We start from the raw sequence: 13,673 nt of genomic DNA, 5'->3' as shown, positions 1-13,673 counted from the left end.
AGCTTTATATCGCACAGGTACGCTCTACTCCATGCAATCTGACGTGACCTACGTCCTCGCCTCGGGCGAGACCAACTACACCAACTCGCTGGTGTCCTTCGCATGGATTATGGCGGTGGCGCTGCTGGCGCCGTTGGTGTCTCATGCCCTGGGCAAGAAGATGCCGGCCGTGGCGCTGCTGATTTTCTTCGGCATGCTCATCGGCCCATCGATGTTGGACCTAGCAAATGAGGACCCCGGCATCGGGATGCTCAAGGAACTCGGCGTTGGCGCGCTGTTCCTGCTTGCGGGCTTTGAAATTGACCTCGCCACCCTGAAGTCGAAAGAAGCCGCGACGGGGCTCTCCACCTGGCTCATCTGCATGGTGGTGTGTGGTGTTGGTGCCTACTTCCTCATGGACGACATCCCCGGCGCCATCGTCATGGCAATTGCTTTGACGTCGACGGCCCTGGGCACCATCACGCCGATGCTCAAACAGGACAAGCTGCTTGGCACGCGGGTAGGCGATTCCGTGGTCATCCACGGCGCCATCGGTGAGGTCGCGCCGATTACCGCGATGGCGCTCCTTTTGGGAACGCGCTCCACCTGGGCAACGATGCTGATTCTTCTCGCTTTCATCGCGATTGCCGTGGCTGTCGCTGTCATGCCTTTTGCCATAACCACCCTCATGCCGTGGTTCAAGGAAGCATTCATCTCCGGGGCGGGCTCCACTAACCAAACCATCATGCGCCTCATCATTTTGATTCTGGCGATTCTCATGGCGGTCACGGCGGTCTTTGAGCTCGATATCGTGCTGGGTGCCTTCGCGGCGGGCATCATCTTGAACCGCATCGTGCCCGACGAGTTTCATAAGGGCTTGGAGAACCGCCTCGACGTGGTGTTTTATTCCATGCTCATCCCCGTCTTCTTCGTGGTCTCTGGCATGGCGATTGACTGGAAAGTCATCGTGGACGAACCCCTCAAGGTCCTCGGCATTCCGCTGCTCATCTTGGTCACCCGCGGCCTGCCGGTGTTCCTGCGCGAGAACATCCACCAGACCGGCTCCGACGTCGAAACCACCCGCGAGCGCATCCAGGTGGCCCTTTACGCGGCGACCGGCCTGCCCATCATCGTGGCGGTGATGACGCTTGCGGTGGGTTCGGGCATCGTCGATACAGAAATGGCCTCGATCTTCATCGCCGGCGGTGCCCTCACCGTCGCAATCTTCCCGTTCCTCTCCGGCCTCGTGCGCGAAAAGGCGGAAGAAAAGGGCTGATAGAATATAGGGCGTGACTAATCCCTTCAGCATGCGGCTTTCCGACGCCGAACGGACCGACGCCGTCAACGACCTCGCCCAGGCGCTGGGTGAAGGCCGTCTGACCATGGATGAGTTTGAGGACCGCACCGACGCCGTCATGCGCGCCACCACCCGCCGCGAGCTGGCAGAAGTCTTCATGGACATTCCCACCAAGGCCAGCAGCGAGCTGAAGATTTACTCCCAGGGCGACGTCGCGCGCGCCTACCAGTCAACCCGGAAACCCCGCTTGGCCACCGCATTGGTTGGCTCCCTCGGGCTACTGTTCGGAGCGATCGCATCCTTCGCCACCCTGTCCGGGGCCACCGCCGCACTCACCGGCACCGGCCTGCTTTTCCTCATCCCCGCGTTGTGGATCATGCTGTACGTGGCCAAGGTGGGCCCGGAATCCTGGCATCGCCCGTCGCCGCGCCAGATCGAGCGCCAGCGCATGCGCGAGCTCAAGGCCGCGGGCGCGGAGGAACGCGCGCAGATGCGGGCGTTGGAGCAGGCGCAGTGGGCGGAGAGGCGTCGTCAAGCAAGCGAAATCACCGGCGATGCGATGAATCTGGCCAAACGCAAGCTGGAGCAGTGGAACCAGAAGTAACATATCCGGCATGACACACAACCGGATTTTTGATCAATCCACCAAACTACAAGGCGTTGCCTACGATATTCGCGGCGAGGTTTCCACGGAAGCCGAGCGCATGGAGCTCGACGGGCACAGCATTCTGAAGCTCAACACCGGCAACCCGGCGGTGTTTGGTTTCGATGCGCCGGATGTCATCATGCGCGACATGATTGCGGCGCTGCCGACCTCGCAGGGCTACTCCACGTCGAAGGGTATTATCCCGGCGCGGCGCGCGATTGTGACCCGCTATGAGCTGGAGGATTTCCCCAGCTTCGACGTCAATGACGTGTACTTGGGCAACGGCGTCTCCGAGCTGATTTCGATGGTGACACAGGCGCTGCTTGACGACGGCGACGAGGTTCTCATCCCCGCCCCTGACTACCCCCTATGGACGGCGGCGACGTCGCTGGCGGGTGGCACACCTGTGCACTATTTGTGTGATGAGGAGGATGATTGGAATCCGTCCATTGAAGATATTCGCGCGAAAGTAACGGAGAAGACCAAGGCCATTGTGGTCATTAATCCGAATAACCCGACGGGTGCTGTGTACTCGCGTGAAACGCTGCAGAAAATCGTTGAGGTAGCACGCGAATACAATCTGCTGATTCTGGCGGATGAGATTTATGACCGCATTCTTTATGACGGCGCGAAGCACATTTCGATTGCCTCCCTGGCGCCGGACTTGCTGACGATCACGTTTAATGGCCTGTCGAAGGCCTACCGCGTGGCCGGCTACCGCGCCGGCTGGATGGTGCTGACGGGCCCGAAGTCCCATGCCCGCGGTTTCATTGAGGGTCTGGATTTGCTGGCGGGCACGCGCCTATGCCCGAATGTGCCGGCGCAGCACGCAATTCAGGTCGCGCTTGGTGGGCGGCAGTCGATTTATGAGCTCACCGGTGAGGGCGGGCGCTTGCTCAAGCAGCGCAACATTGCCTACGAGAAGCTCAATGAGATTCCGGGCGTGTCCGTAACGAAGCCGATGGGCGCGCTGTATTGCTTCCCGCGCCTGGACCCGGAGGTGTATGAGATTCACGATGACGCGAAGCTCATGCTCGACATCCTGCGCGCCGAGAAGATCCTCATGGTGCAGGGCACCGGCTTCAACTGGCCTACGCCGGATCACTTCCGCGTGGTCACGCTGCCGTGGGCTTCGCAGCTGGAGAACGCGATTGAGCGGCTCGGCAACTTCCTGGTGAGCTACCGCCAGTAGCACTGCACACTACTGACAACTAGGCTTCCCACAATCGGGCAGGAGCAAAGAGGCGCGCTCGGTTCAAAAGCGTGCGCGCCCCCTTGCCTCAAGCACTAGCGGTCGGGCGGAGCGGGGCTTCCCGGCTCGGAACGTGTCGGCGGCGTGGCGGGTTTGCGGGGAGGGGCGAATCCATGGCCCGTGCCGGCTGTCTCGTGTTCGCGGATGCGCTGGGCGCGCGGCGCGCGATGCGGGTGGGCCGGTTCCCGCGGATCGCGGGGGCCGGCCGGTACCCATTTAATCTTGCCGTTTTCGCGCACAATGCGGCCGCGACCCGGCAAGCCGTTGATGGCGTTGTGGTATTTGCACAGCGGAGTGAGGTTCTCGGGGTTCGTTTCGCCGCCGTGTCTCCATTCTGTGATGTGGTGTATCTGGGAATAATCGGCGCCGCACAGGCAGCGATCCCAGGCGCAGGTGGGTTGCTCACCGCAGGCCATGATGCGCTGCTTCTCCGAGGCGACGCGCTGGGTGCGGTGGAGTTCCACGGGGCCTTTGACGCGGTCAACAATCATGACGAGGCCTTCTTCGGCGAGCTCGCGCTCGATGAGCTCTTTGCCCGTGATCTTGGCGCCGTTGGATAGCTGAATCACTATATCCCCGAGGTCTGGGGCTGCGTTGTCCTGAGACTCGTCGGCGCAGCTACTGATAGTGGGCTGGTCCGAAGGAGAATTTGGGGCTATTGGAGCGGCGGAAGCAGGATCCGCGGAATCGGGGCGCGGGGTGGACGGGTCGCCCAAGCGTCCCAAGATTGTGGCGTACTCGGGAAGCTCCATGACGGCGAGGGTCTGGGCAACGGGGCGGGCGAGGCGGCCCTCGCGAAACGCGGCCGTGAAGGAACCCACAGGATCCTCCTCATCGATATTGGGCCGCAGGTCCTCGATGAGTGCAGCCGGAGCCGTGAGCGTGAGCTTGGATAGCTCCTTTCCCCGGCGAATTGTCACTCCCGGCTTCGGCGCGGGCGGCGGGCTGAGCTCGCGAATGCGCTTGCGCGCATAGCGGGCCACGGCCTTCTCATCGCCAGCGATTCCGCACAGCTCAATGCGCAGATCCCACGCCTGGTGCTGTTTCTTCAGCCTTCCTGCGAAGCGCTCAATGAGCAACAGCGTGGGCAGGTCGTGCCCATTGGCACGGGCGGCCGAAACGGCACGCGCCTGTTTGCGGGTGAAGGAGGTGGAGGCAAAGTAGACGTCGAAAAGCGCCAGCAGAGAGCGTGCCGCAGACTCCGGACCCCACACCCGAAGCTGCTCGAAGCTGAGCCCCGCAACGCCGGCGACGAGCTCGATGCCCGCCGCCTGGCTGCGAAGATGCGCTTCCACAAGGTTCATGCCAGCAACGCTAAACGCCCCACCCGCACCGCACAACGGCGCCGCCGCCAGCCTGTGGATAACTTGTTGATCGTGTCATCATTAGTTTTCTTTTTAATGAAACTCATTCACAATGATAGGCATGACTAACCTGAATCCGTGGCGTACTGGGCTCATCAGTTTTCTTAGCCTCTCCGCCCTGATAACGCTTGCGGGTTTGTTTCTACTACGCCCCACCACCCCGCCATCCGAGCACACCAGCGCCGATTTCTTCGCTACCTATGCGCTCAATCAGCCACAGGTGACCGGAACCGTCGACCGCATCGATCATCATCTTTGCAGCGATCCCCATGCCGGCCGGGCTTTCGACGAAGCCCCGCTCATCCCCGCCGAGGGCGACGACACCTCCTGCTCCCGCGCCCTCATTGACCTGACCTCCGGCGCAGACGCAGGCCGCAAGACGCAGCTCGTATTCTATGGCGTGGCCAGTGACCCGACCCTCCACCCCGGTGACGAGGTAATTCTGACAGTTTCCAGCGACGGCACCTATGCCTTCGCTGATTTTCAGCGCAATGGAAACCTTGCGTTGTGGGCTATCATCGCGGCCCTTGTCATCGTCGGCTTCGCCGCTTGGCACGGACTGCGCGCATTGGTGGGTCTTGTAATCAGCTTGGCAATCGTCTTCTTCTACCTCATCCCCTCTCTCATTGAGGGCCATTCGGCGCTGCCACTAGCGCTCGTGACCTGCGCGGCCATCCTTTTCCTCGCCGTTCCTCTCGTGCACGGCGTGAACTGGAAATCAGCCTCCGCCCTGGGAGGCGCATTGGTGGCGCTAGCGTTGTCGGGGGCGTTGGGGTGGGCGTCGATAAGCAGCACGGCGCTAACAGGCTCGAGCTCGGAAGATAACCTCAAGTTACTGCTCTACATGCCAGGGGTTTCCGTCGTGGGAGTGTTGCTGTGCGGGTTCATCATTGGTGCGCTCGGCAGCCTCAACGATATCGCGGTGGCGCAGGCCTCCACCGTGCGCGAGCTCCACGCCGCCGACCCCGCAGCCGGGCCCGGCGCGCTTTTCATGTCAGCCATGAAGGTGGGCCGCGACCATATCGCTTCCATGGTGTATACCATCGTGCTGACCTATACCGGCGCGGCCCTGCCCCTGCTCATGCTCATCACGGCGGCGCAGCGCCCAGCCCTGCAGATCCTCTCCAGTGACCTCGTCGCCACGGAGGTTCTGCGCTCCCTGCTGGGCGCGATGGCCTTGACACTTGCGGTACCGCTGACCACCGCGATTGCGGCGTTTACTGTGCCGGAAGGACGCGACCAAGCGCCTCGACGGTCCAGCCAGCCTCGCGCCAAGCATCGACGCTGAGCACGTTGCGCCCATCGATGATGTGGCGGCGGGCCACGAGCTCGCCGGCCTCAGCCGGGTCGAGGTCGCGGAATTCCTGCCACTCAGTAGCGAGGATGACCAGCTCGGTGTCCTTGAGCGCCTCGCTTGCCGACGCCACGTAGTTCAACGTCGGGAACACCTTCTTAGCGTTCTCCATACCTTGCGGGTCATAGACCGTCACGGCGGCTCCTGCTAGGGAAAGCGAACCGGCCACGGAGAGTGCTGGCGAATCGCGGACGTCGTCCGAGTTGGGCTTGAAAGCGCAGCCCAACACGGTAACGCGGTGGCCCAAAAGGGAACCATCGAAAGCCTGCTTGGCCAGGTCCACCACCCGGTCGCGGCGGCGCATATTGATGGCGTCGACCTCGCGCAGGAAGGTCAGGGCCTGGTCCGCACCCAGCTCGCCGGCACGCGCCATGAAGGCGCGGATATCCTTGGGCAGGCAACCACCGCCGAAGCCCAGGCCAGCGCCGAGGAACTTGCGGCCGATGCGCTCGTCGTAGCCGATGGCGTCGGCAAGCTTGACCACGTCCGCCCCTGCAATCTCGCAGATTTCAGACACGGCGTTGATGAAGGAAATCTTGGTGGCCAAAAAGGCGTTAGCGGAGACCTTGACCAGCTCGGCGGTCTGCAAGTCGGTCACGATGAACGGGGTGTTCTGTGCCAGCGGCTGGGCATAGACCTCGCGGGCGATTTCTTCGGCTCGACTTTCGGCGAGTTCGCCAACGCCGAGGACGATGCGGTCCGGGGTGATGGTGTCCTTGACGGCGTAGCCCTCACGCAAGAACTCCGGGTTCCAGGCAATCTCCACGCTGGTGCCCTCTGGGGCCAGTTCATCGGCCATCTCCTGCAACCGCGCCGCGGTGCCTACCGGGACGGTGGATTTGCCGAAGATGATGTGCTCGCCCTTGAGACGCGGCACGAGCTCCGTGATGACGGACTCCACGTAGGTGAGATCCGCGGCATAGGAGCCGTGGGCCTGCGGGGTGCCGACACCGAGGAAATGCACGTTGGCGAATTCCGCGGCGTCATCATAGCTGGTGGAAAAATCCAAACGGCCGGCCTCGATGTTGCGCTCGAGTACCTCCGGCAGGCCAGGCTCGTAGAACGGCACGCGGCCGCCCTTTAAGGCTTCAATTTTCTTTTCATCAACATCTACACCGAGTACCTCGTGGCCGAGCTCCGCCATACAGGCGGCGTGTGTCGCACCTAGGTAGCCGGTACCAATAACAGTCATACGCATAACCGGCTATTTTAGGCGCTCCTGTGCCGGCTTGCCCGACGAGGTGCAGAATGTTTAGCGGAAGTTCAGATAGGACTTCGACGGTGTTGGCCCGCGCTGGCCTTGGTACTTCGAGCCCAGAGCGCCGGAGCCGTACGGCGCCTCCGCCGGCGAGGACATCTTAAAGATTGCCAACTGGCCCACCTTCATCCCCGGCCACAGTGAAATGGGCAGGTTCGCGGTGTTAGACAGCTCGAGCGTGATGTGCCCGGAGAAGCCCGGATCGATGAAGCCCGCCGTGGAGTGCGTCAGCAGACCCAGGCGCCCCAGGGAAGACTTGCCCTCCAAGCGGCCTGCGAGGTTGGCCGGCAAAGTGAACTTCTCCAGCGTGGCACCCAGCACGAACTCGCCTGGGTGCAGGACGAAGGCATCGCCCTCGGCCACCTCCACCTCGCTGGTGAGGTCCGGCATTTCCCGCTTGGGGTCGATATGCGTGTAGCGCGAGTTATTGAACACGCGGAAGAACTTGTCCAAGCGCACATCGATGGAGGAAGGCTGGACCATCTCGGCGTCGAAAGGCTCGATGCTCAAACGCTCGGGAGCATCAGCGGCGATGGCGGCACGGATATCACGATCAGAAAGAAGCACGGCTCATAGTCTACCTCCCCACTGGGCCTTTTATGGCCTCGGACGGCGGCGGTGCTAAGCTTTACAGCGATGCACAATCTGCATTGCGCCGACGTAGTTTAATGGTAGAACTGCAGCTTCCCAAGCTGCTGGCGCGGGTTCGATTCCCGTCGTCGGCTCCACTTATCTTTCCAGCTCATGGACTAATTTCATACCTGCAGGATGGACCATGACAGCCCCTATCTTCACGCCGAAAACCACAGCGGAGCTTCGCTCTGAGCGTGAGCATATACTTCAAGATCTTGCGCCCCGCACAATCGATGAACTCCGCGAACTTCGTGCGATAGATCAAATCCTAACTATCGATGAGGCCATTCTGAATCAGTATGAAGCTCTGTGTTTCGTTATCGGCGACTAGGAACAGATATGGTTTCTCTCAGGACTGCACCTTCCCTAGTCTGAGCTTCTAAAAATCTCTTCAAGCGCCCCACGTCAACTCAAGGGTGCGCGGCAACAGACTCCACACAGGCAGGACACAATGGGCAAGAACGAACCAGCGGGAATCACCGACGCACCCAAGAAAAAAGGCACCAACCACAACGCCATCATCGCGTTGATCCTGATTCTCGTCGGCCTTGGCGTCCTGCTCTACCCCGTCGTAGCCACGCAATGGAACAACTACAACCAGTCCCGCGCCGCGGAAGAGTACGCGAAGCTCGAAAAACAAGCCCCGCCTGAGGTTCTGCACACCGCGTGGGAGGAAGCACAAGCCTACAACGCCGGGTTGGGCCAGATCAGCATCGACGACGCTTGGACCACCACCGATGACGAAGACTCCCCCGAGTACCAGCGATACCGCCAGTACCTGTCGGTATTGTCTGAGACCGATGCCATGGGCCGCATCGTCATCCCTTCCATCGATTCTGATCTGCCTATTTATCACGGCACGTCGGAGAAGGCACTCTCCCGCGGTGCGGGCCACCTCTACGGCACGGACCTACCCGTCGGCGGAATAGGCGACGGCGAGGGCCGGCACGCAGCACTCTCTGCCCACACAGGTCTACAGAACGCCACGCTGTGGGACAATCTCACCAAGGTCAAGAAGGGTGATGCTTTCTACATCGCCGCCGGCGGCGAGAAGCTCAAGTACGAGGTGCACGATATTCGGGTCGTCGAGCCAGCAGACACCAGCTCGCTCCACCGCGTACCGGGCCAAGACATCGTTACGCTCATTACTTGTACCCCCTACGGGGTTAACACCCACCGCTTGCTCGTCACCGGCCACCGAGTGCCGATGGATCCGAAAGACGAGGCCGCATTCAACAGCTCGGGTGTGCACTGGCAGTGGTGGATGTGGGCCATTCTGGCTGCCGCAGCCATCATCATGCTTCTACTCATCTACTGGTGGCGCAAATATGTCAGCAACGCTAAGGACGCCGTGCTTGACGACGACCCGCAGGACTCCTAACCGACAATGAATATGCAATAAGGCCCGCCCTTCCCTGGTTGTTGGAAGAGCGGGCCTTTTCTAAAAGTAGCTGCAAGCGCTGGTTCTATGCCGGGCGACGTCGCAAGGCAAGGCACCCTGCCGCGATAATCGCGGCCCCAGCGAGAGCCCACAGGCCTACGCCCTCACCACCGGTCTTGGGCAGTGTGCCCTTGGTGGTGTCAGCGACCTGAAGGATGCCGACCTTCTTCACGCAGTTCGCGGCAGTGTCGGACTCAGCGCAGCTGTTACCGGTGATCGCGGGACCACCGGAGAGCACCTTAATGACTGCATTGCCATCCTTATCCCATTCCGTCGAGAACTTGATCGGCGCGGGCAGCAGGTTAAAGCCATCCGGCGCCTTAGTCTCGATGAGGTAGTACACGCCAGGGGCGTCCAAGCCTTCGAGCTTGACGCGACCTCTGGTGGTGGTCGTGGACTGCTTCACTACGGGGTTAGCATCAGTATTGACGGTGCCATCCGCGTTGAGCTTCAAGTTGCCGTCAGCGTCACCGCGGTGGACGGTGAACTGCGCGTCGTCGAGCAACTCGTCGGTTTGGATCTCCTTCGGCTTGTCCGGGTTGTAACTTACCTTTTCAAGCAGGACATCCATCTGTTTGCTCTCCAGCGGGATACAGCCGGTATCCTTCCAGCCACCCATTTCCGCCTCGTTCATGAGGCCAAAGTTGGGCTCATAAAGGCCACCCTTGGTGTAGCAGCGGGAGTTACCGGCAGGCTGGCTCGGGTATCCATCCGGCACGGAGGTGCTATCCAGCTTTGTACGGTCCAGCTTGAAGCGCACCGTCACTTCGTAGACGTGCTGCCTGGTGCCCTCGGGCTTAATGATCTTCGGAGTCTCATTTTTATTGAGTTCGTACGGACCGGCACCCTGATAGGACTGCGGCTCGCTGGTCTTGTTGAACTCGTCCTTGAAGACCACAGAGGCTCCAGTAACCGAGGCTGCGCCAACGAACTTCGGGGTGTCCGTCAGCTTCCCGTAGATCACGTCGTTGGTGTCGAAACCAGGTGCGTCCGGTGCCTCCACCACGACGTTGTACTTCGCGGTGTATTCGTTCGACTCACCCGGGACCGGCTGCGGTGCACTGTCGACGGCAACCTTGCTGAAGCAGGCTTCAGTAGCGACGTTGTCATCTTCAGCCGGGCTCGACTCCCCGTCCGTGGCCTGGAAAGCCACCTTGTTCGGACTACACACCGTCTTAAGATTGCCGTTCTCATCTTTGCGTACAGGCGCCGAGACGACATACTCTACCTTTGCGCGTCCGGGAAGAGTACCAACGTAGCCCATCATGTACGGCGACTCACCAGCTGTAGCTGACGGCAGGGTCATTCCGGCATAGATACCAGTCCCCGAACCAATCTCTTTGGGACCTGGCGGACGTTCGTTGACGAGTGTGGAACCCGGCCCGAAGCCTTCAAACTTAGCAGTAGGATCCGAAGCGTTCACACCATAGTGGGTATCCGTCGGCAGGTACTCCCAAAACGTACCACCTGAGCTTGGGTTGTTTGTTGTATTTTCCACGGAGATGGTCCAGAAAGTACGCACCTCTCCGTCTACTACTTTGGTTTCAGAGCGTTGCTTCTTCACCGCAATGTTTGATTGCAGCGCTGGCGGCGGCGGAACTAGGTCGGAGGCCGCGTCCGTGTTAAATGAAGCAGGCAGGTTGTTCATTATGTTGACCAACTCGAACGTCGGACTATCGAGATCCGGGTTAGTGATTTTCAACTCAAAGCCCAGCTGATTCGCATTCGCACTACCCGAGCCAAAACCCAGGTTTCCATTGGAATAGGTCCACGCCTTACCCCAGGAAGCAGAAGGGTTAGAGATCGTACGCCCATCCAACGTCTTGATACCGGTGAGATCCCAAGTCGTGATTTCGCCGGTCTGTGTGTCAATGCGTTCAAGGATAAGCTTGTCGCCTGCCTTAGACTTACTCTGGAAACCCCACATATACTTCTGGGCTTGCGGGAGCACCGCCCAGTCCTCCGAAAAAGACTGCTGGTTTCCGAACACACGTTTAGCAGTGGCCTTACCGACATCGTTGACGTTACCGACATCGATTCTATAAAGGTGCCGAGTACCAGAGGTAGATGTGTTGCCCACGAAGAAACCCTCGCTGGTATACACGCCCGCGTTAAGCACATCCCGGTCGCCGCTCGTTTCGAACGGGGTACCGGTACTTCCGGCCGCAAGGATAGGCCCAAGGTTATGTACCTTACCGGTCGCCGGATTAATCTGCAGGAGATTTCCTGCCGGATAGCAAGGATCACCATTTAGGCCGCGAATCTGACTCACCGCATAGAGCCAGTTATCGCTCGAGTTGAAGGCCAAAGAGTTATAGACCCATGGTGTCTTCTCGCCGACTTGCTGATAGTCACGCCCTTGGTCGATCTGGCGGCGCAGGACAGAGGTATCTCGATTCAGGCCGAGGGGCTCACTGGTCACCACGTAGATGGGGCTGCCGTCGGCAAATTCAGCTGGGGTAAGTTCACGCTTTGGTTGTCTGCTTGTTACCGGATCCTTGCATTCTTCCTTCGCAGGAACAGTAAAAGAAGCGGTAAACACTGTATTGGCCGGCCCGCGATGAACGCCTTTGAATTGTATCTGTGCATTACCGCCAATAGTGATCTGTGGAAGGGTGACCTGGTACTCTTTAGCGCTAATCTTTTTGTAGGTCACCTTCGCCTCGTACCAACTTCCGTTGGCACCTGTGTAATAGATCGTCAGGTCCTCATCGTTGGTCGATAAATAACTGTTAACACTGGATTTGAGGGTAACCACCGTGCCTTGTGGAATGGACAGCTGGCCGCCAAAAAGCTCACCGGACGGAATCTTAAAGTTCGGGATATAGCGGCTTCCCTTAAGCACGTATCCATCGTTTTGCATCGTGATGGTTCGGTCGCCTGCAGCGTACGGGGTAATGTTCGGTGCTGCCATCAGGCGAGCTGGAGCCTCGTCTACGTCAGCAATTTCCAGCGGCTCAGTCACTTCCGAAGGAGCTTCTGAGGTTTCGCTGGATTCCGTTGAAGACGTGCTGGTAGTCTCCTCGGCTACTCCACGCGCATCGACGGATATCCCGCTCAGTTCGGAATCTTCTGCGACCGCTGGGATCTTCAATGAGAAAGCTGCTCCCTCTGGCACGTCAGTAGAAAGGCCAGTGATGCGGAAAGTCACTGAAGAGCTGGTCGAATTTACAACGAGGTTGTCTCCTTCGCGGACAGGGATCTCTTCGCCGTCGAAAGTCAGCGTGTAGGCCGAGCCTTCGAACTCCAGTCCTGCAGTCTCAACAGTGAACTCCAACTCCTCCACGGTTCCGGCGTCAACAAAGTGGCCTTCAAATGTTGCGGAGTCGCCAGCAGTCAGGCTTTGCTGGTCGGCAGAATCGAGCTCGGTGCGCAGGGCCGTGGTTTGTGCTTCGGCGACAGCACCAATGATGCCGGGCAGAGCAGCCGGTGCAGCAACGCTAAAAATGAGGGCCAGCGCCGCAATGAACGCCGCTAAAACCCGCCAGCGGTACACTACCCGCTCGGCCGGGTGAGTATCTGTCCAGGACATTAGCGTCCCTCGCTTTCTGAATTCTTCCTGCGGCTAGAGGCAATCATCACAAAACCAGTGGCTATCAACGCCAGCGCTGCGGCTACCACACCAAGTACTTCTGCGCCGGTCATTGCCAATAAGCCGCCATCCCCTTGCGAACGGTTCGGGGAATCTGGAGTTGTGGTTGTACCAGATTCCGGGTTGTTAGGTGGCGTTGCCCCAGGCTCGTGCGGTGCCTCTCCTGGCTTCGTCGGTGGTACCGGGGGAATCAACGGAGGGAACACCGGTGGAAACTTCGGCGTTGTCCGCGGGGTACTCGGGGTTGTCGATGGAGTATTCGAGGTTGTCGGTGAAGTTGTCGGGGCCGTTGGAGTCGTCGGCGGCGTCGGCGTTTCACCCGGTTTGTGGGTCTTAGCCACGATTACTCCTGGTACCGGATTCGGGTTATCTACCACCGTGTGGAATGGAACCGCTACCACAAACGGGTTGATCTCCCGATAGGAATCATCCGGGGCCGAAGATGTCACCACATAGAAGCCATGAGCTAGACCATCAAACGTCACCTCTCCGTTGACGTTGGTGATCTGCTCTACGTGCACATCGGTGCGCCAATCACGAACCTCGTCGAGATTCGCGTTCCGTACGCGAGCTGCGTCGTCAGCGTTGGTCGGGTCCAAACCGGCAAGCCGGGCCAGATGAATCGTGACTCCCTGAATCTTTCCCGAAGGTGCCTGACCATCATCACTCGGATTGCCTTGCGTAAGCCGAACCGTCACCGTATCCGTAGCCATAGTGCGCTCCGCACCAGTGGACTGCTGCCCGGCAACCTGTACCGCTTCTGCAGCAACCATGCCCGGCCCTGCGAACGCAATCGCACACGCTACTCCCACGGCAGCTACTCGGGCCGACCACGCATTTGTCAACCTCTTCATCGC

The 13,673-nt window shown here is 59.9% G+C and carries 10 protein-coding genes and 1 tRNA gene; 6 read left to right on the top strand and 5 right to left on the bottom strand.

What is annotated here, in order from left to right; genetic code table 11:
* The first annotated feature begins 31 nt into the window (after nucleotides 1–31).
* From HMPREF2635_RS01130 to HMPREF2635_RS01120, 3 genes are read left to right on the top strand one after another with little or no spacing between them, the layout of a single operon-like run.
* Nucleotides 32–1,255 carry a cation:proton antiporter gene (locus HMPREF2635_RS01130; protein WP_070510984.1) on the top strand — a complete coding sequence of 408 codons (1,224 nt, stop codon included), beginning with the start codon at nucleotides 32–34 and terminating at the stop codon, nucleotides 1,253–1,255.
* Between the two features lie 13 nt (nucleotides 1,256–1,268).
* On the top strand, nucleotides 1,269–1,880 hold the full coding sequence (locus tag HMPREF2635_RS01125; protein WP_371326307.1) for a DUF1707 SHOCT-like domain-containing protein: 612 nt from the start codon (nucleotides 1,269–1,271) through the stop codon (nucleotides 1,878–1,880).
* A gap of 10 nt (nucleotides 1,881–1,890) precedes the next feature.
* Nucleotides 1,891–3,114, top strand: coding sequence for a pyridoxal phosphate-dependent aminotransferase (locus HMPREF2635_RS01120; protein WP_070596989.1), 1,224 nt, complete (start codon nucleotides 1,891–1,893; stop codon nucleotides 3,112–3,114).
* A gap of 95 nt (nucleotides 3,115–3,209) precedes the next feature.
* Here HMPREF2635_RS01120 and HMPREF2635_RS01115 read toward each other — a convergent pair whose 3' ends face one another.
* Complete coding sequence (locus HMPREF2635_RS01115; protein WP_070682330.1) at nucleotides 3,210–4,478, bottom strand: HNH endonuclease signature motif containing protein; 1,269 nt, start codon at nucleotides 4,476–4,478, stop codon at nucleotides 3,210–3,212.
* 121 nt (nucleotides 4,479–4,599) lie between these two features.
* On the opposite strand from HMPREF2635_RS01115, the gene HMPREF2635_RS01110 reads away from it, so the two are divergent.
* Complete coding sequence (locus tag HMPREF2635_RS01110) at nucleotides 4,600–5,826, top strand: YibE/F family protein (RefSeq protein ID WP_070821123.1); 1,227 nt, start codon at nucleotides 4,600–4,602, stop codon at nucleotides 5,824–5,826.
* Here the strand turns inward: HMPREF2635_RS01110 and HMPREF2635_RS01105 are convergent.
* The gene (locus HMPREF2635_RS01105; RefSeq protein ID WP_070821122.1) at nucleotides 5,756–7,090 is read right to left on the bottom strand and encodes a UDP-glucose dehydrogenase family protein; all 1,335 of its coding nucleotides are present in this window, start codon (nucleotides 7,088–7,090) and stop codon (nucleotides 5,756–5,758) included. The genes HMPREF2635_RS01110 and HMPREF2635_RS01105 overlap by 71 nt on opposite strands.
* 54 nt (nucleotides 7,091–7,144) lie before the next feature.
* Nucleotides 7,145–7,717 carry a dCTP deaminase gene (dcd, locus tag HMPREF2635_RS01100; RefSeq protein ID WP_070821121.1) on the bottom strand — a complete coding sequence of 191 codons (573 nt, stop codon included), beginning with the start codon at nucleotides 7,715–7,717 and terminating at the stop codon, nucleotides 7,145–7,147.
* Nucleotides 7,718–7,804: 87 nt separating this feature from the next.
* On the opposite strand from dcd, the gene HMPREF2635_RS01095 reads away from it, so the two are divergent.
* A tRNA-Gly gene (locus HMPREF2635_RS01095) sits at nucleotides 7,805–7,878 on the top strand.
* 356 nt (nucleotides 7,879–8,234) lie between these two features.
* Entirely contained in the window at nucleotides 8,235–9,164 is a 930-nt protein-coding gene (locus tag HMPREF2635_RS01085) for a class C sortase (RefSeq protein WP_070517706.1), read from the top strand.
* 85 nt (nucleotides 9,165–9,249) lie between these two features.
* Here HMPREF2635_RS01085 and HMPREF2635_RS01080 read toward each other — a convergent pair whose 3' ends face one another.
* Together HMPREF2635_RS01080 and HMPREF2635_RS12815 are read right to left on the bottom strand one after the other, a co-directional pair.
* Nucleotides 9,250–12,756: a prealbumin-like fold domain-containing protein gene (locus tag HMPREF2635_RS01080; protein WP_070821120.1), complete on the bottom strand. Its 3,507-nt coding sequence runs from the start codon at nucleotides 12,754–12,756 to the stop codon at nucleotides 9,250–9,252.
* Nucleotides 12,756–13,670 (bottom strand): isopeptide-forming domain-containing protein, encoded by a 915-nt coding sequence (locus HMPREF2635_RS12815; protein WP_083321268.1) that lies wholly within the window; start codon nucleotides 13,668–13,670, stop codon nucleotides 12,756–12,758. The genes HMPREF2635_RS01080 and HMPREF2635_RS12815 overlap by 1 nt, the downstream gene beginning before the upstream one ends.
* Nucleotides 13,671–13,673 lie beyond the last annotated feature (3 nt).

Origin of the sequence: Corynebacterium sp. HMSC035E02 (genome assembly GCF_001836065.1) — a bacterium.
In the GTDB taxonomy this organism is placed as follows: Bacteria; Actinomycetota; Actinomycetes; order Mycobacteriales; family Mycobacteriaceae; genus Corynebacterium; species Corynebacterium hiratae.
This window is presented reverse-complemented; position numbering and strand designations above follow the sequence as displayed.